This is a genomic window from Sphingomonas sp. FG14, assembly GCF_057809675.1.
This window is the reverse complement of record NZ_JBMDKK010000008.1, coordinates 73,917-95,448: the sequence shown is the minus strand read 5'-3', so window position 1 is coordinate 95,448 and position 21,532 is coordinate 73,917. Positions and strand designations below refer to the sequence as shown.

Annotated in this window: 13 protein-coding genes; 6 read left to right on the top strand and 7 right to left on the bottom strand. The window is 63.5% G+C overall.

Translation table 11 applies throughout. From position 1 onward, the window contains the following. Nucleotides 1-4: 4 nt before the first annotated feature. Entirely contained in the window at nucleotides 5-2,998 is a 2,994-nt protein-coding gene (locus ACODTA_RS19990) for a beta strand repeat-containing protein (RefSeq protein WP_489067866.1), read from the bottom strand. Between the two features lie 606 nt (nucleotides 2,999-3,604). Here ACODTA_RS19990 and ACODTA_RS19985 point away from each other — a divergent pair. From ACODTA_RS19985 to ACODTA_RS19965, 5 genes are all read left to right on the top strand, one after another. Then, complete coding sequence (locus ACODTA_RS19985; RefSeq protein ID WP_489067864.1) at nucleotides 3,605-3,922, top strand: hypothetical protein; 318 nt, start codon at nucleotides 3,605-3,607, stop codon at nucleotides 3,920-3,922. Between the two features lie 250 nt (nucleotides 3,923-4,172). Further along, the gene (locus tag ACODTA_RS19980; protein WP_489067862.1) at nucleotides 4,173-4,580 is read left to right on the top strand and encodes a hypothetical protein; all 408 of its coding nucleotides are present in this window, start codon (nucleotides 4,173-4,175) and stop codon (nucleotides 4,578-4,580) included. A 113-nt stretch (nucleotides 4,581-4,693) separates the two neighbouring features. Further along, nucleotides 4,694-6,505 carry a tetratricopeptide repeat-containing sulfotransferase family protein gene (locus ACODTA_RS19975; protein ID WP_489067860.1) on the top strand — a complete coding sequence of 604 codons (1,812 nt, stop codon included), beginning with the start codon at nucleotides 4,694-4,696 and terminating at the stop codon, nucleotides 6,503-6,505. 136 nt (nucleotides 6,506-6,641) lie between these two features. Next, nucleotides 6,642-9,041, top strand: a complete 2,400-nt coding sequence (locus ACODTA_RS19970; protein WP_489067858.1) for a TonB-dependent receptor — start codon at nucleotides 6,642-6,644, stop codon at nucleotides 9,039-9,041. A 158-nt stretch (nucleotides 9,042-9,199) separates the two neighbouring features. Continuing rightward, a complete protein-coding gene (locus ACODTA_RS19965) occupies nucleotides 9,200-10,489 on the top strand; it encodes an amino acid permease (RefSeq protein ID WP_489067856.1) in 1,290 nt (429 codons plus the stop codon). 26 nt (nucleotides 10,490-10,515) lie between these two features. Here the strand turns inward: ACODTA_RS19965 and ACODTA_RS19960 are convergent, their stop codons facing one another. Both ACODTA_RS19960 and ACODTA_RS19955 read right to left on the bottom strand, forming a co-directional pair. After that, a complete protein-coding gene (locus tag ACODTA_RS19960) occupies nucleotides 10,516-12,123 on the bottom strand; it encodes a phytoene desaturase family protein (protein ID WP_489067854.1) in 1,608 nt (535 codons plus the stop codon). 75 nt (nucleotides 12,124-12,198) lie between these two features. After that, nucleotides 12,199-13,389: an aromatic ring-hydroxylating oxygenase subunit alpha gene (locus tag ACODTA_RS19955; RefSeq protein ID WP_489067853.1), complete on the bottom strand. Its 1,191-nt coding sequence runs from the start codon at nucleotides 13,387-13,389 to the stop codon at nucleotides 12,199-12,201. Between the two features lie 84 nt (nucleotides 13,390-13,473). Between ACODTA_RS19955 and betI the strand changes: the two genes are divergently transcribed. Beyond that, nucleotides 13,474-14,082, top strand: a complete 609-nt coding sequence (betI, locus tag ACODTA_RS19950) for a transcriptional regulator BetI (protein WP_489067851.1) — start codon at nucleotides 13,474-13,476, stop codon at nucleotides 14,080-14,082. A 251-nt stretch (nucleotides 14,083-14,333) separates the two neighbouring features. Here betI and ACODTA_RS19945 read toward each other — a convergent pair whose 3' ends face one another. From ACODTA_RS19945 to ACODTA_RS19930, 4 genes are all read right to left on the bottom strand, one after another. Beyond that, nucleotides 14,334-15,719, bottom strand: coding sequence for a M20/M25/M40 family metallo-hydrolase (locus ACODTA_RS19945; RefSeq protein WP_489067849.1), 1,386 nt, complete (start codon nucleotides 15,717-15,719; stop codon nucleotides 14,334-14,336). 78 nt (nucleotides 15,720-15,797) lie between these two features. Beyond that, nucleotides 15,798-19,235: an error-prone DNA polymerase gene (locus ACODTA_RS19940; RefSeq protein WP_489067847.1), complete on the bottom strand. Its 3,438-nt coding sequence runs from the start codon at nucleotides 19,233-19,235 to the stop codon at nucleotides 15,798-15,800. Further along, complete coding sequence (locus tag ACODTA_RS19935) at nucleotides 19,235-20,884, bottom strand: Y-family DNA polymerase (protein ID WP_489067845.1); 1,650 nt, start codon at nucleotides 20,882-20,884, stop codon at nucleotides 19,235-19,237. Before ACODTA_RS19935 ends, ACODTA_RS19940 begins: the two co-directional genes overlap by 1 nt. Then, on the bottom strand, nucleotides 20,802-21,521 hold the full coding sequence (locus tag ACODTA_RS19930; protein WP_489067843.1) for an ImuA family protein: 720 nt from the start codon (nucleotides 21,519-21,521) through the stop codon (nucleotides 20,802-20,804). Before ACODTA_RS19930 ends, ACODTA_RS19935 begins: the two co-directional genes overlap by 83 nt. Nucleotides 21,522-21,532: the final 11 nt, after the last annotated feature.

The following is a 21,532-nucleotide window of genomic DNA, read 5'->3' as shown; positions in this document are numbered from 1 at the left end:
CGCGTCAGGCATAGGAGAAGAAATCAAATCCGACATACGCTTCGAGACTCTGCAAACCACCCAGGAATGCATCCAGCGGCGGCGGAGCCGCGAAGAAGCCTTCGAGCGTAATCTGGTTGACGACACCATTGTTGTTCCAGGTGATCGTCAGGTCCTGATTATTGTCCGTGCCGAAGCTGTAGCTGTCGACCGGCGCGGTCGCGATGATATGATCGTCGGACGTGAAGTTCGAAATGATCACCGTGTTCGCGGTGTTGCCGTTTTCCGTGTAGGTCACCGCCGCACCGGCAGCGTCCAGTGCGGCCAGAGGCGGCAGAGGCGACGGGCCGCTCGCCGAAGCCGGCGTGTTAGCGTTGTTGTCGTTGTCGATATCCGCCGAACGCGTCACCGACGGGACAGAGCTTCCACGCAGATAGTCGATCCCCGTGGTGCCCAGCGCATTGTTCAGCGCCGTTTCCACAGCGGCTTCATTGTTCGCCAGCTGCAGGCCCGGATTGAGGATATTGTCGATCCGAATGGTGCTGACCACGCCGCCATTGTTCTGCGTGATCACCAGATCGCCGTTATCGTTGTTGAAGTTGTAGTTGGCGATGTTCGTGGAGAACAGGATGTAGTCGTTCGAACCGAAGTTCTGGATGACCACATCGCTCGGCAGGTTCGCGCTCTCGTTGAACTGATAGTTCACGTCGAGAATGTCCGCCGCATCGTTGCCACTGGCATCGATCGTCACCGGGGTGACGGGATCGCCGATGTCAGCGTTGAACACGTCGACCAGGTTGTTGACACCCAGCGTCACCGCCTGGCTAGCACTTGCGATGCCATCCGAAACCGTGACCGTGAAGCTGTAGCTCTGCTTAGCTTCATAGTTGGGCGATCCGAGGATCGTCACCGCGCCGGTCGAAGCGTTGATCGCCAGCAGGCCAGCGTCCACACCCGAGATGCTGTAGCTGAGCACGCTGCCCGCATCGATGTCGGTCGCCGTGGCGGTGTAGACCGTCGAACCAGCAGCGATATTCTCGTTGAAGTTGCCGGTAGCCGCCGAGGTCAGCACAGGCGCGTCGTTGGCGCCCGTGATGGTGATGCTGGCGGTTCCAACGTCGGAACCACCATGGTTGTCCGAAATGCGATAGTCGAACGTGACAACCCGCGTGGTGCCGGCAGCGATCGAGTCATACGACGGATCGTCCGCGTTAAAGCTGAACGTCCCGTCCGCATTGAAGACCAGACCAGCAGGCGCCGCGCCCACCAACGCGAACGTACGCGTGTCGCCGCTGTCAACATCGGTATCATTGAGACCGACAGCGCCGCTAAGCGCCGTGTCTTCAGCAACCGTGAAGGCGTCATCCACCGCAACCGGCGCATCGTTGACGCCCGTGACGGTGATGGTCAGCGTCGACGTGGAAGTCCCGCCCTTGCCATCCACAACCGTATAGTTGGCGACAACGTTTTGCGTCGCACCCGCCGCCAGGCTGTCATAGCTGGCCGGATCGAAGCTGTAGCTGCCATTGGCGTTGAGCGTGAGCCCAGTGACAGGCGCATTGAGCGTGTAGGTGAGCGTATCGCCGACGTCGACGTCGGTCGCAGCCAGCTGCCCGGTGACGACAGCACCGTCCTCGGTTGCGGCAGCCGTGGCCGCAACGGCGACCGGTGCGTCATTGACGCCGGTAACCTTGATGGTCAGCGTCGAATTGCTCGTCGCACCCTTGTCGTCGGTGACGGTGTAGGTCGCCACGACATCCTGCACCACGCCAGCACCGATGCTGTCGTAGCTGGCCGGATCGAAGCTGTAGCTGCCGTTCGAATTGATCGTCAGACCGGCAGGCGCCGTGCCCGAGATCGCATAGGTCAGCGTGGCACCAGTGTCGGCATCCGTCGCGACCAGCTGACCGGTGACGGCCGCACCATCTTCCGTGGCGGCATTGGTCGCGGCCGTCGCGACCGGCACATCATTGATGCCGGTGACGGTGATGGTCAGAGTCGAGGTGGCGGTGCCACCCTTGCCGTCAGAAACCGTGTAGTTCGCGACAACAGCCTGCGTCGCACCAGCCGCCAGGCTATCATAGCTGGCAGGATCGAAGCTGTAGCTGCCGTCGGCGTTGAGCGTCAGGCCAGTCACCGGCGCGTTGAGCGTGTAGGTGAGCGTATCACCATCGACGTCGGTCGCCGCCAGCTTGCCGGTCACGACCGCACCATCCTCGGTGGCGGCGCCGGTCGCCGCGACGCCGACAGGCGCATCGTTGACCGGCGTGATCGTCACGGTGACGGTCTGCGTCGCGGTGCCGCCCTTGCCGTCCGAAACCGTGACGGTGAAAGTGTCGGTGCCGTTGGCATTGGCGTTCGGTGTGTAGGTCAGCACATTGCCAGCCACCGTCACGGCACCCTTGGCGGGAGCACTGGCGGTGTAGGTGAGCGTGTCACCGTCGGCATCGGTGCCGGCGACGGTGATCGTCGCCTTGGTGTCTTCGTTGGTGGTGACCGCCTGGGTCGCATTGACCGTCGGGGCGGTATTCTTCTTGCCACCACCACCGCCGCCGGCCGCGAGCGCGGCGCCACCGCCGAGCAGAACAACGCCGCCGATGATCAGCGGGGTCGAATCACCACCGTCGTCATCCGAGCTGTCCGACGCGGAAGCGCCACCGGCATCCTGGCCCGCCTCGGGCGAAAGCGTGCCGACCGCGGCGCTCGCCGACGCGTCGACCATGGCGAGATGCTCACCCTTGCCCTCGGCTTCCTCGGAGGCCTTATTAATAAGCTTGCCGTCTTCGTCGCGCTCTTCCTTCTTGACCGCGTCGACATGGGCATTGGCTTTCACCGGCGCGGGCGCAGCGACACCAGCACCAGGCTTGCCGTTCAGCGCAGCCTTGACGGGCGCGGCGACAGCCGCCTTGGCCGCCGCGTCGACAGCCCCTTGCCCATCAACCGCTGCACGACCTTCCTTGAGACTGAAACCCTGGGCATTCGCCTTATTCGTAGCATTTTCAGACGCAAGCTTGGTCATACAGAACCCCTTTAAATAGCAACAGGTCGCCTAAGTCGGCCGCCCCACGGATCGCACAGCCCAACGCCACGCTAAACGCAGGTCGCATAAGCGCAAAGTCGTGATCGTTTGGTAGATGCGCCGCGCACGCAAAGAAAGCAGTTAATGGTATCCATTGTATATATATCGATCTGTGCAGAACATATATGCGTTAACTGTTCTCACCCTCGCCCATTGATGCGATAAACCACGGGTTGGGGCGGCTTTTACCCAACCTTGGCAGCGGAGGCCAAGGCATCCGGATCGACAAGATCGAGACATGATCGGCAGGGTGCGCACCGGACGGTGACCCGGCCGCGCACGGCGGAACGAGGCGAGGTACCAAGAAACGGCACAGTAAATCCGAGTATAGGCGAAGGTGACCGATCGGTTATACGTACGCATCGTTACCGGGTGTTTGCGCCGGATTGATATTCATCGATACACGATATGAATTCGCGGCGACCGACTTGCCGATACTTTGCGGTAACGCGCGTGTCGGCCGGCATGCGGCGAGATGTAACAGACGACCGGTGGAGCGCGAGATGTCGCCGGCGAGTGTTTTGGGGATCGGCTTTGCAGAACAATATGCACATCCAGGTGGAGAAGATTCTCGAAATCAACCGCCGATTTTCCGAGCAGGTGGGCATCGAGGCCTTACGACCCGAAGCGAAAATTCTCTTTACGCTGAAGACCAAGGGCAGCCTGAGCGTCAAGGAAGCGATGATTCTCTCCGGCCTGTCCTATCGCGGATTCTACATCGTGCTGGCCCGGCTGGCCAATAGCGGATGGATCACGATGGAGGCCGATCTGAAGGACCGCCGGGTGAAGCGCATCCTGCTCGCCGACCAGAGTTTTGGCGACTACCCCCTACGCGTCAACGTGCTTCCACCGGCTGCCGACTGAGCGCAACCGGTTTCGCCCCCACGCGCGAATCGTTGCGCGATCAATCCGAATCACATTGAATTTCCGACCTTTTCCGAATCGCCCCGCGCCGCGCTGGGGCGATCGATCCCGCATGGTTTCCGCGCGATCAACCGCTCGGATCGCGGAACTGCGCCGTTTTTCCGGATCCGCAACTCGGAGAAATCACGCCTTGCCAAGGCTCCGCCCGGAGGATAAATTTACTAAATATATATAACCCGTGGGGGGTGATATGGCGTCCAATAGTCAGGACGGAAGCGCGGTCGAATCTCGTAACAACACCGCGTCGAATGCCAGGCAGTATGATATCCTGTTGAATCTCAATCGGTATTTCCAAAGCGAGCATGGTTTTGAAGTGCTCACCCCGGATGCGAAGCTGTTCTGCGTGCTGGGCGCGAAGGGCAGCCTGAGCGTCAAGGAAGCCATGCTGTTCTCGGGCCTGTCATATCGCGGCTTCTATCTGGTGGCCGGGCGGCTCGCCGGGCGTGGCAGCATCGTACTCGAAGGCGATCCCCATGACGGCCGCGTAAAACGCATCAGCCTGGCCGCCAACGCCAAAGCCATGCTCGCGGCGCTTCAGGAAACGATGCCGCTGATGGACAGCCGCCAGGAAGCGGTGCCTCAGCTAAGAGCCGGCTGAAGGCGCGTAGCACGCCGGATGCGACCGTCGGTGGCTGCTCGCCCCAATATAAGCGCCAGCGTTTGCCGTTAAGGCAGTTGCATCCTCATCAGACAGCCGCGATGCTGCGGCGCATGTCAATATCGCCGCGCATGTCGGGAACCGTCGAGGAAGCGCTGGACCTGACCAACCGTCTGGTAAGGACCGATCCCGCGCGGGCGGCCGCGCAGGCACGCGAGATATTGGCGGTCGACCGCTTCAACGCAGATGCCCATCGCCTGCTTGGACGCGCGCTGCGCGCGACTGGTGACGCGGACGGTGCCGCCCGGGCCGAACTCGGCGCAATCTCCGCTTCCACCCGCGATCCCGTGCTCGTGGAGGCCGCGACCGCCCTGCTCGACGGCAAGCTGGCGGTTGCCGAACATATCCTGCGGCCGAGGCTGAAGGCGAATCCGTTCGACGTCGCAGCGATTCGCATGATGGCCGAGCTGGCCGGCCGGCTCGAACGCTATGGTGACGCGGAGAATCTGCTGCGCCGCGCGCTCGAACTCGCTCCAGCTTTCGCGGCGGCACGCTCCAATCTCGCCACGGTGCTCTATCGCCAGAATCGCCATGGCGAAGCGATCGCGGAGCTCGACACGTTGCTGGGCGACGATCCGGACAATCCGGCGCACAGCAACCTGAAGGCCGCGGCACTCGGCCGGGTCGGCAGCTACGAGGAGGCCATCGGGCTTTACGAGGCGGTGCTGGCGCGCGTTGAGGGCCAGCCGAAGCTCTGGATGAGCTATGGCCATGTGCTGAAGACGGTGGGTCGACAGGCGGACGGCATCTCGGCCTATAGGCGCGCGATCGCGATGCGGCCGCAGCTTGGCGAGGTCTGGTGGAGCCTGGCCAATCTCAAGACCGTGAAGCTCGACGATGGCGACGTCGCGACGATGAGCCGGGCGCTGGAGGACGAGAGCATCACGGAGGACGACCGCTTCCACCTGCATTTCGCGCTCGGCAAGGCGCTGGAGGATGCTGGGCAGGCGGAACCGGCCTTCACCCATTATAAGGAAGGCAATCGGCTGCGTCGCGAGTTGATCGAATACGAGGCGCAGGAGATCACCGGTCTGGTCGATCGCAGCATCGCGCTGTTCACGCCCGAATTTCTGCGATCACATGCGGGCGAGGGCTGTGCATCCCCCGATCCGATCTTCATCCTTGGCATGCCACGCGCGGGATCGACCCTGATCGAGCAGATCCTGTCGAGCCATCCGCTGATCGAAGGCACGCAGGAACTTCCCGATATCAGCCAGATGGCGCGACGGCTGAGCGGCCGCAAGCTCAAGAGCGACGACAGCGCCTATCCGCAGGAGATCGCCACGCTCGATCCGCAGGCGCTGCGCGCATTGGGCGAGGAATATCTCGAACGCACACGGATTCAACGCAAGACCGACCGCCCCTATTTCATCGACAAGATGCCCAACAACTGGGCGCATAGCGGGCTGATCCACCTGATCCTGCCCAATGCCAGGATCATCGATGCGCGGCGCCATCCGCTCGATTGCTGCGTCTCCAACTTCAAGCAGCATTTCGCGCGCGGCCAGGGCTTCACTTACGACCTGGACGATCTGGGCCGCTATTATGCCGATTATGTCCGGCTGATGACGCATATGGACAAGGTGCTGCCCGGCCGGACCCACCGAGTGTTCCACGAAGCGATGATCGAGGATACCGAGGCGCAGGTCCGCGCGCTGCTCGATCATGTCGGCGTCGCGTTCGATCCGGCCTGTCTGCGCTTCTGGGAAAATGACCGGGCGGTGCGCACGGCCAGTTCCGAACAGGTTCGCCGCCCGATCAATCGCGAGGGCGTCGATCAATGGCGGCGCTTCGAACCGTGGCTTTCGCCGCTGAAGCAGGCGCTCGGACCGGTTCTGGAACGGTATCCCGACAGCCCTTTCTGACATTTTCGTTGCAAATTCGCCACACGTCGGCAACCAAGTTGCGCGCCGAATTAGACACGTGTCGAATGAGAATTGACCCGTTTCGGAAAGCCACTCAGTTTCTTGCCTGGTCTGGAGTCAAGACAGGGGCATCGAGATGGCGCGCGTGACCAATCCCATCATCATCACCACAGTTCGCGGAGCGGCGATCGCGCTGCTCGGATCGACCATGTTGTGCACCAGCGGCGCGGCCTTCGCGCAGGATGCGCCACAGGCGGCCGAGGCGGGACCGATCGACGAGATCGTCGTCACCGCGCAGAAGCGCAGCGAGAATCTTCAGGACGTGCCGATCGCGATCACCGCGATGAGCACTGAAAAGCTTGAGCAGCTGCAGGTCACCGATTTCGACGATTATGCGCGCTATCTGCCGAGCGTCAGTTTCCAGACGCTCGGGCCGGGCGCGTCCAACGTCTATTTCCGCGGCGTCGCCAGCGGCGAGAACGCCAACCATTCGGCGTCGCAGCCATCGGTCGGCACCTATCTGGACGAGCAGCCCATCACCACGATCCAGGGCGCGCTCGATATCCATATCTACGATATCGCGCGCGTCGAGGCGCTCGCCGGCCCGCAGGGCACGCTCTATGGTTCTTCGAGCCAGGCGGGCACGATCCGCATCATCACCAACAAGCCCGACACATCGGGCTTCTACGGCGCCTTCGATGCCGAGGTGAACACGGTGGCGCATGGCGGCGAGGGCTATATCGCCGAAGGTTTCGTCAACGTGCCGGTATCACCCAATATCGCCGCGCGCTTCGTCGGCTGGTACAAGAAGGATGCCGGCTATATCGACAATATCCCCGGCACGCTGCACTTCCCGACATCGAATATCACGATGAGCAACGCGCCTTATGTCGAGAAGGACTATAATGACGTCGAAACCTATGGCGGCCGCGCCGCGCTGAAGATCGACCTGGACGACAATTGGACGATCACGCCGCAGGTGATGGGCCAGAAGCAGAAGAGCCACGGCATCTTCGGGCAGGAATCGGGCCTCGGCAAGCTGCAGGTGCAGCAATATAATCCGGAGCATTTCAACGATCGCTGGTGGCAGGCGGCGATGACGATCGAGGGCAAGATCGGATCGTGGGACGTCACCTATGCGGGCGCCTATCTGAACCGGCGCGTCTCGGGTTCCTCGGACTATTCCGAATATGCCTATTTCTACGATGCGCTTGCCGGATACGGCGCCTATTTCGTCGACAACAACGGCAATCCGGTCAATCCCAACCAATATATCCAGTCGGACGACCGCTTCACCAAGCAGAGTCACGAGCTGCGCTTCAACTCGCCGGCTGACAAGCGCGTCCGCTTCGTCGGCGGCTTCTTCTACCAGCGCCAGACGCATAATATCGAACAGAACTATATCGTCGACAATATCGCCGACGACATCACGGTGCCGGGAACGGCGAGCAATATCTGGCTGACCAAGCAGTTTCGCGTCGATCGCGACTATGCCGTGTTCGGCGAGATCACCGCCGACGTCACCGACAAGCTGAGCGCGACCCTGGGGACGCGCATCTATAAATACGACAACTCCCTGGTCGGCTTCTTCGGCTATGCCAGCGCCTATGGTGGCACGGGCGTCCGCCAGTGTTTCGGACCGCCGATCGTGGCGGGCAGCCCCTGCACCAATCTGGACAAGCGGACGAAGGACACGGACTTCCTCCACAAGCTCAACCTGACCTACAAGTTCACGCCTGAGCTGATGGTCTATGCCACACATTCGCGCGGTTATCGTCCAGGCGGCATCAACCGCCGCGGCACGCTGCCGCCCTATCAGGCCGATTTCATCGACAATTGGGAACTGGGCTTCAAGACGAGCTGGGCGGACAACCGGTTCCGGCTGAACGGCGCGATCTACCAGCTCGACTGGACCGATATCCAGCTATCCTTCCTGGGCGCCAATGGCCTCACCGAAATCCGCAGCGCGGGTGACGCCCGCATCCGCGGCGCCGAGCTCGACGCGTTCCTGCGGGTCTCGCCGCGACTGACCTTCAGCGCCGGCGCCTCGTACAACGACGCCAAGATCGTCCGCGACTTCTGCGAGAGTGCCGTCAACTTCAAGACATGCGTCCCGGTGGATACAAACCCGGTGCTTGCAACCAGTGGCACGCGATTGCCGATCACCGCGAAGTTCAAGGGCAATATCCTGACCCGCTACGAATTCCCGCTGGGCGACATGAAAGGCCATTTCCAGGCGAGCGCGGTCTATGAAGGCCGGCGCACCACCGACCTCCGCCGAACCGAGCGCAGGATCATCGGGGATCTGCCAGCCTACACCACGGCGGACATGTCGTTGGGCATCGAGGGCTCGCATTGGTCGGCAGAGGTGTTCGTGCGCAATCTGTTCGACAAGAATGGCGCGCTGGGCAAGACCATCCAGTGCGGCGAGAATATCTGCGGCGATCCCGAAAGGAAGACTGCGATCGGACCGAAGATCTACACGATCGTCGCCCAGCCACGCACCATCGGGTTGAAGGTCGGCACGAAGTTCTGAGGGCGCGCGCCTTTCCGGGAGAGCCTTTTGATAGCAGTCGCTCAACCGATTGCGTCACCCCAGCGAAAGCTGGGGTGACGCTGGAAACGGAATGCATGCCATAACCTCTTCGGAAAAGAGGGTTCGGGAAGGGGATATGAATTGACGCACGCTTCCCGATGACGGCGCCTTCGGAGCCGTTGCCCGCCGCCGTTCGCGGCCTGTCCTTTCCGATGTGCCTCGCGCTGGTCATGGGCAACATGATCGGATCGGGCATGTTCCTGTTGCCCGCAAGCCTCGCGCCCTATGGCTGGAACGCGGTCTTTGGCTGGATGCTCACGATCGGCGGCGCGCTCGCGCTGGCGCTGGTGATCGCCCGGCTGACCCGCGCCCTGCCGGACGCACGCGACCCGACCGGGTTCGTCGAAGCGGCGTTCGGGCGAACGACGAGTTTCCTGATAGGCTGGAGCTATTGGGTTTCGATATGGGCGGCGAACGTCACCATCGCGGTGGCCGCGATCAGCTATATCAGCATCTTCGTGCCGGCGATCGGAACAACGCCGCATCTGCCCGCGCTGCTCGCGGTCGGCCTGCTCTGGGCGGTCACGCTGATCAACCTGCAGGGCGCGCGCTCCGCCGGGTTGTTCCAGGTCGTCACCATGGCGCTCAAGCTGGTGCCGGTGGTCGTCGTTCTCGTCATCATGGCGCTGGTGTTGGTACGTGAAGGCACGGCGGCGATCGCTCCGTTCCCGACACAGGGGCTTTCGGTCTCGGCGATCACCGCCTCAGCCGCGCTCACGCTGTTCGCGCTGCTCGGCTTCGAAAGCTGCGCGGTCGCCGCCGCCAAGGTCGAGAATCCCGAGCGCAACATTCCCCGGGCGACCATGCTTGGCACGCTGCTGACCGGGCTCATCTACCTGCTGATCTGTTCGGGTATCGCTCTGATGCTGCCGGCAAGCGCAGTCGCCGGATCGGATGCGCCGTTCCAGATCTTCGTCGCCCGCTTCTGGGCGGACGGGCCGGCATTGCTGATCGGCCTGTTCGCCGCGATCAGCGCGCTGGGCGCGCTCAACGGCTGGGTGCTGATGCAGGGCGAACAGCCGCTGGCGCTGGCGCGGCGCGGGCTGTTGCCGGCCTGGTTCGCCGCCACCGACGCGCGCGGCACGCCCGTCCGCGCTCTGATCCTGTCGAGCGTGCTCGCCTCCGCCTTCGTGCTGATCAATTCGAACCGCGCGATGGCGGACCTGTTCACCTATCTCGCGCTGCTTTCGACTTCGGCGACGCTCTGGCTCTATCTGGCCGTCGCATGCGCCGGGCTGAAGCTGCGAGTCGCGATTCCGATCGCTGCCCTCGGCGCGCTCTATTCGCTATGGGCGCTATGGGGGGCGGGCATCTGGGTCAGCGGGCTGAGCTTCTTCCTGATGGCCAGCGGGCTACCGCTTTACTGGTGGGCTCGGAGAGCGAGCTAACGATTCCATCCGCCCCGAGCACGCGCTTACCCCCGCAGCAACCGTCCGAAGAAGCTGCGATCGGCCAGGATCTCGCGCGCGGCATTATGGCCGGGCGCGCCGGTGACGCCGCCGCCGGGATGGGCGCCGGCGCCGCACATATAAAGGCCCTTGAGCGGCCCCCGATATGCAGCGTTGCCGAGCACCGGACGCGCGGACCAGAGCTGATCGAGCGACATATGGCCATGCATGATGTCGCCGCCCACCAGGCCGAACTTGCGTTCCAGACCCTTGGGCGAAAGCTTGGTCATGCCGACCACCGATGCACGGAAGCCCGGCGCATAACGCTCGACGGTGTCGAGGATCACGTCCGCCGCAGCATCCTCCTCATCGTCCCAGTCGCGGCCGTCGGGCAGGACGGGGGCGAATTGCTGGCAGAACAGGCTGGCGACATGGCACCCCTCGGGCGCCAGGCTGTCGTCGACGATCGACGGGATCAACATTTCGACGATCGGCTTTTTGGACCAGCCATGCGCCTTCGCGTCGATGAACGCCTGATCCATATAGTCGAGCGTCGGCGCCAGGATGATGCCGCTCTGGAGGTGTTCGCCCGGCTCGGGCAGGCTGGAGAAGCGCGGCAGTTCGCTGAGCGCGACATTCATCCGGAAGGTGCCCGATCCCGCCTTGAACGCCTTTGAGCGCTTGAGGAATTCGGGGCCGATATCGGCCGGATCCATCAGCCGTTCGTAGAGCAGCTTGGGCCCGACATTGGCGATGATGCTGTCCGCCATCACCTCCTCGCCGCCGACCAGTTTCACGCCGACGGCCTTGCCGCCATCGACCAGCACGCGCGCGACCGGCGATTCCAGGCTGATCTCGACGCCCATCGCCTGACAGACCTTGGCCATGATCTGGGTGATCGCGCCCATGCCGCCGATGCTGTGGCCCCAGGCTCCCTTCTTGCCGTTCACTTCTCCGAAGACGTGGTGGAGCAGGACATAGGCCGAACCCGGCGTATCGGGGCTGGCATAGTTGCCGACGACTGCGTCGAAGCCGAAAGCAGCCTTCACCGCCTCGCTTTCGAACCAGGAATCGAGGAAGGTCCGCGCCGATTTCACGAACAGGTCGAGCACGTCGCGCTGCTGTTCGATCGGCATCTTCGCCAGCCGCTTGCCCTGGCGCGCGCCGTCGATCAGCGTCTTGAAGCCATCGCCGATATTGGGCGGTGACTTGAGCGCCAGATCGCGCAGCACCTCCGCCACATTCTCGAGCGATTCATAATAGGCCGGCAGCGCCGCGGCATCGTGGTCGCTGAACTTGCGGAATTCGGCCTGGGTCTTTTCCAGACCGCCGCCGAGCTTCAGATAACCGCCATCATCCTGCGGCAGGAAGTTGGAAATGGGCCGCTCGATCACGCGATAGCCGTGATCAGCCAGCTTCATGTCCGCGATCACCTTGGGCTGGAGCAGGCTGACGGTATAGCTGGCCACCGAGTTGCGGAAGCCGGGCGCGAATTCCTCGGTGACGGCGGCGCCGCCGACGACGTCGCGCGCTTCGACCAGCCGAACCTTGAGCCCCGCGCGCGCGAGGTAGAAGGCACAGACCAGCCCGTTATGCCCAGCGCCGATGATGACGGCGTCGTACTTCCTGCTCATAAACCCCTCCATTCGTCCCGAGCGAGTCGAGGGACGCTTGATGATCGGCGTGTCGCGGGGCGACACGCATTCCGATTAATCGACCGCGCTTACCGCCGCCCGCTGGCTCCAGCCTTGGGCGGGCTTGCGGTGCATCCGCGCCTCCGGAATGAGGTTGCGGATGCGCCCGCAGAAATTGCGCAGCGCCACCTCGCTCTCACCGAGCGGACCGACGGTGAAGCTTTCCGAGGCCATGCCGTCCTGCACGCGTTCGATCAGCCAGGTGTCCTCGGCATTGACCTGGCGGTTGATCCGCCAGTTGAGATAGCGCGCCGCCTGCATCTCGCGGCGATCGTCGGGCACCGCATAGGCGATCTCGCGGATCAGCGTCTCGGTGGGGGAGACGGGCAACCACTGCATGAAATCGACCTGGTCGGGATAGATGTCGAACGCGACGTTCGGCCAGAGCTTGAAATAGGTCCAGAGCCGCTGCCGATCGGCCGAGAGATGCGGCACGTCCGGCAGGAATTTCTGATAGGCGCGTTCCGACGGATTGGCAGAGGCGCGATCGACGATCGGCCCCCACATCTTGTCGACATGCGCCTGAGCCTCGACGCCATAGCCATTGCCCATCAGCCGCTTGAGGCCGGGATGCGCGACCGCGATGTGGAGCCCGTCGGAATAATTGTCGCCGACATTCTTCCAGTTCACGCGGCGCGGACGCAGGGTGACGCGGCCGAAGGCGCGCAGTTCCTCGAAGCGATAGGGCTCCACTTCATGGACATAAGGCGCCATCATCTCGGCCACGGTCGGGCCGCCGTCATCCTCCAGCCGGACGAAGATGAAACCCTGCCAGATTTCGAGATCGACGGGCACCAGGCCCAGCCTGTCCTGATCGAGCGCGGGATAGCTTGCCTTCATCGGCACGCCGGTCAACCGGCCGTCGAGATCATAGGCCCAGGCATGATAAGGGCAGACCAGCTTTTTCGCGCACCCCGACGGGCTATCGAGCAGCCGTGCGCCGCGATGCCGGCAGACATTGGTGAAGGCACGCACGACATCGTCCTGCCCGCGAATCGCCACCACGCTTTCGCCGAGATATTCGAGCGTATGGTAATCACCCACGCCGGGCACGTCGCTGACATGGCAGACCACCTGCCAGCTCGGCCGCATCACGCGCCGCATCTCCACCGAGAAGAATTCCGGATCCGAATAGGTCCAAGCCGGCAGACTCCAGTCCGCATCCGGATCGGAATTGTGCAATGGTGCTGGCGAAACACTGTGCATGGGCGGCTCCTTGTTATACACTTGTAAAATTAACCCGGTTCCACGTCAACTCCTTTTGCCCCGTGGCCGCGCTTCGGAGATCGGATGACGAGAGCAGTCTTTACCCGCGAAGATGCCGATACCCGCCGCCAGGCATTGATCGAGGCGACGGCGGCATCGCTTGCCGAAACGGGCATCGCCGGCACGTCGGTACGCGCCATCTGCACGCGCGCCGGCGTTTCCGCCGGACTTTTGCGCCATTATTTCGATGGCGTCGATGCATTGATCGCCGAGACCTATCGCACCGCGACCGCGACTGTGGGCGACGCCCATGCCGCGGCCGTGGCAGCAGCAGGCACCGATCCCCGCGCGCGCCTGATCGCCTATGTGACGGCCAGCTTCCAGCCGCCGGTGGCCGATCCGGCACTGCTCGCGACCTGGCTCGCCTTCTGGAGCCTGGTCAAGACCGACGCCGCGATCGGCGCGATCCATGCCGAGACCTACAAAGGCTATCGCGGAGAGCTGGAAGCCTTGCTCTCTTCATGCGGACTGGAGCAGACGCAATGCCGGTCCGCCGCGATCGCGCTGACCGCGCTGGTCGACGGACTCTGGCTCGAACTCACGCTCGATCCCACGACCTTCACCGCCGAACAGGCGAGCGCGATGGCGGTGCGCTGGCTCGACGCGCTGCTGGAAGGACGGGGATTCGGGTGAGGATGAGAACGCACTCATCCGTTGACTTGGAGCAGCGTCGAGCTTGTCGAGATGCGCCCGTCGAGAAGCATTTGTGCCGGACTTCTCGACTGCGTTTCTCGACAGGCTCGCACCTGCGCTCGAAGCGAACGGATAGGGGGTTGCCCCGCTTGAGCGTGATCCGCTTGGGCTGAATCGGATCACGCTCTATTTGCTATTTGTTTTCCGCATTTTGCGAGTCGTCAGGTGAGTCCACCTGACTTCAAAATGCTCTATTTGCTCCCCAATTCCGTCAGCACCGAATGCCATTGATCGAGCGCCCCGCCGATGCCCGCGACGGGCACGCGTTCGTTGAGGCCATGGGCGAAGCCATCTTCTGATCGCATGAAGAGCGATGCGACGCCGTAGCTGGGAATGCCAGCCGCGCGGAAATGAAGGCTGTCGGTGGCACCCGCCGACATGCTGGGCGTCACCGCCAGCCCCGGATAGCGCACGCGAACGGCCTTGGTGACCGCATCGACCACATCCTTGCGCAGCGGCGAGGCGTCGCTCGCGGTGGTGTCGGGATCGACGGTGATCACGGCGGTGGGATCGGCGATGACCTTGGTCAATTCCGCCTTCACCGCGTCGATCGAGATGCCCGGGAAGATGCGGCAATTGACGTTGGCATTGGCACGCTGCGGCAGCGCATTCTCGGCATGGCCCGCGCTCGCCATCGTGGCGGTGCAGGTGGTGCGGATCTGGCCGACATATTCGGGCTTGGACGCGATGATGTCCGCCGCGGCGGTGTCGTGCGGATCGGCGGCATAGCGCGCCATGGCGGCGCCCACCTCTCCGCCGACCTGCCTGCTTGCCGCCGCCAACGAGGCGCGGGTGAGCTCATTGATCATGTTGGGGAATTTATAGTCGCCAAGCCGCACCAGCGCGCGCGACAGGCGATAGATCGGGTTGCCGGGCGTCGGCGCGCTCGAATGGCCGCCGGGATCGGTGATGGTGACCTGGAAATCGGCATAGGTCTTTTCGCCGGCCTGCAGCGTATAGACGATCGGCTTGTTGTCCGGGCCGAGCATGCCGCCGCCGCCATCGCCGTTCAGCACCATCTCCGCGCCCGCCAGCTTCTTCGCCAGCGCGCGGGTGGTGATCATGGCGGTTTCCTCATCGCCGGAGGCGGCGAGGATGATCGAACGCTTGGGCTTATACCCTTCCTGCTTCAGCCGGGCGAGCGTCGCGACGACCATCGAGAGGTCGTATTTATTGTCCTCGGCGCCGCGCCCGAAGATAAAGCCATTCTCCTCCACCGCGGTGAAGGGATCACGCTGCCAGTCGGCGGGCTTGGCCTCCACCACGTCCATATGGACGGAGATCAGGATCGGCTTGGCGTCGGTCGTACCCTTCAGCGTCACTTCCAGCGTCGCGGTGTTGCCGATCGGGGTGATGACGATATCGCTGTCGGCATAGCCCGCCGCCTTGAGCACCGAGGCGAGATATTCGGCATAGGCGACGGTCTGGCCACGGCCTTCGACGGTCTGGTAGCCGATCGATTTCTTGAGGATATCCTTGGCCTGATCGACCTGGGCGGGTGTCGGCGGCTTGGCCGATGCGGCGGCGCCCCAGGTCAGCGCCAATGCCAGTGCCGTTCCCCCGATGATCCGTCGCATGCCGATCTCCCAAATCATTTCATGCGTTATCTTGTGTCGGCTGATGCAAGCGATTTCCAGTGCTTTGTGGGCGCGCGCTCAATGGAAATCGCGCGACTTGGGGATGATACTGACATTACGGGGATGGCGGTGCAGCCCCACGGGCAAGGGCTTCACGACATGGTCGGCGCGCGCGACTTCCGCGCGAAGCAGATCGTCGGACAGCGCGGCGAGCGTGCCGGTGGCGTCGACCAGTTCCTGCACCACGACATGGACGACATTCTCGTCGGTCTGCACATAGCCGCGCGCTTCCATCAGCCGTGCGGTCATCACCACCTTGCGATATTGCTCGAAAACCTTCGGCCAGACGACGAGATTGGCGATGCCGGTCTCGTCCTCCAGCGTGATGAAGCACACGCCGCTGGCGGTGCCGGGCCGCTGACGGACGAGCACGAGGCCGGAGACCGCGACCTTGTTTCCCGATTTCATCGTCGCCAACCGATCGTTCCGCGCGAAGCGGCGATGATCGTAATGGCCGCGCAGGAATTCGAGCGGATGCGCCTTCAGCGACAGGCGGAGCGTCTGGTAATCCGAGACGACATGTTCGGAGAGCGGCGTCTGGGGCAGAGCGACGGGCTGCGCCTCCGTACCTTCGTCGCGCGCCTCGGCGAAGGTGAAGAGCGGTAGGTCAGGTGCCTGGCGCAGCGCGCGGCTATCCCAGAGCGCCTGGCGGCGATCGAGCCCCATCGAGCGAAAGGCATCCGCCGCCGCCAGCTTGCGGATCGCGGTGACATGGATGCCCGATCTCGCCTTCAAATCCTCGACATCGATAAAGCGTTCGGTGCGCGCCGCCATGATCGACTGGGCGACATCTTCGCCGATGCCGTCGATCTGTCGGAAGCCGAGACGCAAAGCATAGCGCATACGGAAGCCGCCTTCGCGCATCGTCGCATCCCTGTCCCCCTTCCATCTGGAAAAGATCGAAGCAACGGCCGGATAATGCGGCCGGTGATCGCGCAACAGGCCGATCGGCTCCAGCGTGTTATCCCACTCGCTGATGTTCACGTCGGGATGCAGAACCTCCACCCCATTCTCTTTAGCATCACGGACGATCTGGGCGGGTGCGTAGAAGCCCATAGGCTGCGAATTGAGCAAGGCGGCAGCAAAGACCTCAGGAAAATAGCATTTGATCCAGCTCGACACGTAGACGAGGTGCGCGAAGCTGGCGGCATGGCTTTCGGGAAATCCGTAATCGCCGAAGCCCTTGATCTGATCGAAGCAGCGCCGCGAAAATTCGGGATCGTAACCGCGCCCGATCATACGGCCGACCATCTTTTCCTCGAGCTTGCCGATGGTGCCGCGCGAGCGGAAGGTGGCCATCGCGCGACGTAGCTCGGTCGCTTCCTCGGGCGAGAATTTCGCGGCGTCCATCGCGATCTGCATCGCCTGTTCCTGAAAGATCGGCACGCCGAGCGTACGTTTCAGGATCCTCTCCAGCTCGTCGGGAGGTCCTTCTTCCGGTGCCGGCGAGGGGAATTCGACGGCCTCCAGCTTGTTCCGCCGCCTGAGATAGGGATGCACCATGTCACCCTGGATCGGACCCGGCCGAACGATCGCGACCTCGACGACCAGATCATAATATTCCCTCGGTTTGAGACGAGGCAGCATGTTCATCTGCGCGCGACTCTCGACCTGGAACACGCCGAGCGATTCCCCCATACACAGCATGTCGTAGACGGTCTCGTCCTCGGGCGGGATGCTGGCGAGGTCGTAATGCTCGCCATGCTTCTCCTCGATCATGACGAGGGCCTTGCGGATACAGGTGAGCATGCCCAGCGCGAGCACATCGACCTTCAGCAATTCCAGATAATCGATATCGTCCTTGTCCCATTCGATGAAGCTGCGATCGGCCATCGCGCCGTTGCCGATGGGGACATTCTCGATCAGCGGATTGCGTGTCAGGATGAACCCGCCGACATGCTGGGACAGATGGCGCGGCAGCTCCATGAGCTGGTTGGTGATCGCGATGACCCGGCGCAGCGCGGGATCGGTGAGGTCGAGCCCGGCCTCCTTCACCTTGAGTTCGTCAACCTCGCTGCCCCAGCTTCCCCAGACAGTGCGCGCCATGGCCGAGGTGATATCCTCGCCCAACCCCATCGCCTTGCCCACTTCGCGCACCGCGCTGCGCGGGCGATAATGGATGACCGTCGCGCACAGCCCGGCATGGTCGCGGCCATAGCGATTATAAATATGCTGGATCACCTCTTCGCGTCGTTCATGCTCGAAGTCGACGTCGATATCGGGCGCATCGCAAGTGATACTGCCATCGTCACGTGTCACGACAGAGATGAAGCGCTCGAAGAGCAGTGAGACATTCTCGGGATCGACATTGGTGATCGCAAGACAATAGCAGACCGCGCTGTTCGCAGCCGAACCCCGGCCCTGGCACAGGATCGGCGGGTCCAGACCCCGCGCAAAGGCGACGATATCGTATACCGTGATGAAATAGCGTGCGATGTCGAGTCGACGGATCAGGTCGAGCTCTTTCCGAATCGCCGCCTCGACCTTTTCCGGCAGGCCTTTGGGATAACGCCATTTCGCCCCCTCCCATGTCAGCGCCTCAAGATGCTGCTGCGGCGTCCGCCCCTCAGGGATCGGGTCGTCGGGATATTCGTAACGCAATTCCTGCAGGGCGAATCGACACGCATCCGCCACTTCGCACGTCGCCGCGATGGCATGCGGCCAGCGGCGGAACAGCTCGATCATCTCGGCTGGCGATCTCAGATGCCGTTCGGCATTGGCGTGAAGCAGGAAACCGGCGCACGCGATCGTGGTCTTTTCGCGGATGCAGGTCATCACATCCTGCAACGGGCGACGATCAGGCGTGGCGTAATGCACGTCATTGGTCGCGAGGATCGACAGGTGATGCGTGTGGGCGATGGCGTCGAGCCGGTTGATCCGCGCCTTGTCATCGCCACGATACAGATAGGCGGCAGCGACGTGTTTCAGCGTCGGCAGCATCGCGGTCAACCGCGCAAGCTCTACGCTGAAGCCGTCCAGATCGTCGGGCGGCATGACGATCAGTTGTACTCCTTCCGAATGCGCGGCCAGCATCTCCAACGTCAGATGGCATTCGCCCTTGGCCTGCCATCCGCCATCCAGATCGAGCATCTTCCCGCGCGACAGCAATGTGCAAAGCCGGCCGTAAGCCGCGCGATCCCTGGGATAGGCGAGGAAGGACGGCGCATCGACCAGATCGAGCCGGCAGCCGATCAGCGGCTTCATGCCCCCGCCCGAGACATTCATATCCATCCGCACCACGCCCGCCATGGTGTTGCGATCGGCGACGCCCAGCGCGTGATAGCCGAGATTATAGGCATGTTCGGCAAGCTGCACTGCCGGCGATGCGCCGCGCAGGAAGGAATATGGCGTCGTGACGCCAAGCTCCACATAAGGGGCCGGCGGATTGGGCACGAAATCCTGCAGCTTGTTGATGGCAAGGACGCGCAGGCCGGGGGTGAGCGGCTTGTCCGGCATCAGGCGAAGAGCCCGTGGAGATACCAGTCGGGCGCCCCGCCCCGGCCATCGCCGATCAATCCGTTGCGATAGATCCAGAAGCGCGCGCCGGCATCATCCTCGACCCGGTAATAGTCGCGCAGCCGCGTGGTCGATCGTTCGCGCCACCATTCGGGCGCGATCCGTTCGGGACCTTCGACCTTGACGATCCGGTGCACCTTGCGGCGCCACTGGAAGCGGCGCGGCTCTCCCTCGGGCGTCGCATAGACGACGCCGATCGGCTCCGGCCGATCGAACAGACGGATCGGACGTTCGGGTGTAAGCGGCACGGGTACCGCGTCACCCGGCTCATGCGCCAGCGCCGGCCGCCATTGCAGCGCGCGTTCGGGCAGATGGCTTTCGACGAACAACGGCACGCACACATTGCGGGTACCGATCCGTGCGCTCAGCCGATCGATCAGTCGCGCGAGCGAGGTCGCGTCATGCTCGGCCTCGATCAGCCCTGCCTGTGCCGGATCGAGCGGCTCGTGCCAGAGCGCGGTGAGCGCGAAAGCATCGAAACCGAAACCGGCATCAAGCGTCTCGAACCGTTCGACGAACAGGCGGACCATATGGTGGGGATCGCGCATCGCCTGGCTGGTGCGCGCCTCCAGCACCTGAACATCGCCGTCGACGCGAAAGGCCTGGAACCCCAGATGCCGCGCCCCGGCATGACGCTCGGCAAGTTGGCGGCACAAAGCCTCGGCCATATCGACCACCAAAGCTTCGAGAATCGGCACATGCAGCACCGGTTCGACAACGCGGCGCATCACGCGGGGCAGCGGCGCGCGGACCGCCGGATTGACCGGTTCCTCGGTCCGTCCCAACGCCTGAGCCAGCCGCAGCGGCGGATCGGCCCAGGGACCGTCGGCGCGCGCGAAGCGGCGGGCGAGGCCGAGCGTCGGGATTTCGGCAAGCGCCGCGATGGTCTTGAGACCAAGCCGACCGAGCAGCAATACCGTTTCATCGTCGAGCCTGAGCGCGGAGACAGGCAGCGGGCCGAGCATGGCAGCGAGTGTTTCGGGCGAACAGATCGAACCCGAACTTTGCCCCTCACTCCGTTTGGACTGAGCTTGTCGAAGTCCTGCCCTTTTCTTCGACTGCGGTGTCCCAGAAGGACAGGACTTCGACAAGCTCAGTCCAAACGGTGAAGTTGATACATAACGCGCCAAGGCCCAGGCGGCGCCGATCGTCGGCGCGATCGCGATACGCGCGGTCAATCCCATCCCGCGAAAGCGCGCGCGCATCCCGGCCGCCAGCTTGGCTTCGCCACCGAAGAGATGCGCCGCGCCGGTGATGTCGAGCAGCAGCCCGTCGCCGCCATCAATCGCGACAAAGGGACACCAGCGTTCGGACCAATGACAGAGGCGCTCCAGCGCTGCGGCGTCACCGGATTTGTCCGACGGCCAGACGACAAGCGCCGGCAAGGCGGCCCGCGCGTCGGCCAGCCTCTGCCCGGGCCGCGCGCCACCGTCCCGCGCCAGCGCATTGACCGCATCAATCACGATGCCGTGTGCGCCTTCGGAAACGAGCGCGACAGACCCTGCCCTAGCCGCGTCGCCGTTCGCCCTCGCCCAGCGCTGGATCGCGAAGCGGGGAAACCAGATCGAGGCGATCCGCCGCCCCGTCATGCACAGCCTCCCATTGCCCGGGCCGCGCGCCGCGTGCGCGGAACAGTTCCAGCGACCAGACGGGCCTGCCCGGCGCATCGGGATTCCAGCGCGGCACCAGCGACGGCCGGCTGCTGGCACGCCAGCGCATCCGGGCGCCGCTGAGATCCGCCTGCGATCCCAGCCGCAGCAATAACGCCGGCACGCCGAAGCGTTCGGCTGCCACCGCCAGCCGGCGCGTGGCGGTGAAATCGAGCGCGCGCGGATTGCCCGCCACCTCGCCGATCACGGCGGAAAGCTCGGCGCATCTCAGCCCCTCCTCCATCGCCCACAGCGCCTGGCCGGCATCACGTGCGACGATATGGAGGATACCCGGCCCTTCCGATTTCGGCCGGGTGCGGCACCAATGCGGATAGGGCCGGCCATGATCGCGCAGCGCGACGCGATCCTGCACCCAGAGCGTGGTTCCCGTTGCCAACCGGGCGCCGAGCTGCGCCAGCGCGAAACCGCAGCCGGCCGCATCGCGCGACTCGGCGAAGACCTCGACGAGTCGGGGCTGGAGCGCAGTCGCCGCCGCAAAAACCTCCGCCGCGGAAGCGCGGCTTTCCGGCGATTCTTCCTCGATTTCAGCGGGCAGCAAGGCATGGCGCGTGGACACGGCAGGTCCGA

Bases quoted from the DNA above. Each gene is read 5' to 3' on its own strand.
- ACODTA_RS19990 (WP_489067866.1), bottom strand. From the start codon at position 2,998: ATGACCAAGCTTGCGTCTGAAAATGCTACGAATAAGGCGAATGCCCAG.
- ACODTA_RS19985 (WP_489067864.1), top strand. From the start codon at position 3,605: ATGCACATCCAGGTGGAGAAGATTCTCGAAATCAACCGCCGATTTTCC.
- ACODTA_RS19980 (WP_489067862.1), top strand. From the start codon at position 4,173: ATGGCGTCCAATAGTCAGGACGGAAGCGCGGTCGAATCTCGTAACAAC.
- ACODTA_RS19975 (WP_489067860.1), top strand. From the start codon at position 4,694: ATGTCAATATCGCCGCGCATGTCGGGAACCGTCGAGGAAGCGCTGGAC.
- ACODTA_RS19970 (WP_489067858.1), top strand. From the start codon at position 6,642: ATGGCGCGCGTGACCAATCCCATCATCATCACCACAGTTCGCGGAGCG.
- ACODTA_RS19965 (WP_489067856.1), top strand. From the start codon at position 9,200: ATGACGGCGCCTTCGGAGCCGTTGCCCGCCGCCGTTCGCGGCCTGTCC.
- ACODTA_RS19960 (WP_489067854.1), bottom strand. From the start codon at position 12,123: ATGAGCAGGAAGTACGACGCCGTCATCATCGGCGCTGGGCATAACGGG.
- ACODTA_RS19955 (WP_489067853.1), bottom strand. From the start codon at position 13,389: ATGCACAGTGTTTCGCCAGCACCATTGCACAATTCCGATCCGGATGCG.
- betI (WP_489067851.1), top strand. From the start codon at position 13,474: ATGACGAGAGCAGTCTTTACCCGCGAAGATGCCGATACCCGCCGCCAG.
- ACODTA_RS19945 (WP_489067849.1), bottom strand. From the start codon at position 15,719: ATGCGACGGATCATCGGGGGAACGGCACTGGCATTGGCGCTGACCTGG.
- ACODTA_RS19940 (WP_489067847.1), bottom strand. From the start codon at position 19,235: ATGCCGGACAAGCCGCTCACCCCCGGCCTGCGCGTCCTTGCCATCAAC.
- ACODTA_RS19935 (WP_489067845.1), bottom strand. From the start codon at position 20,884: ATGACGGGGCGGCGGATCGCCTCGATCTGGTTTCCCCGCTTCGCGATC.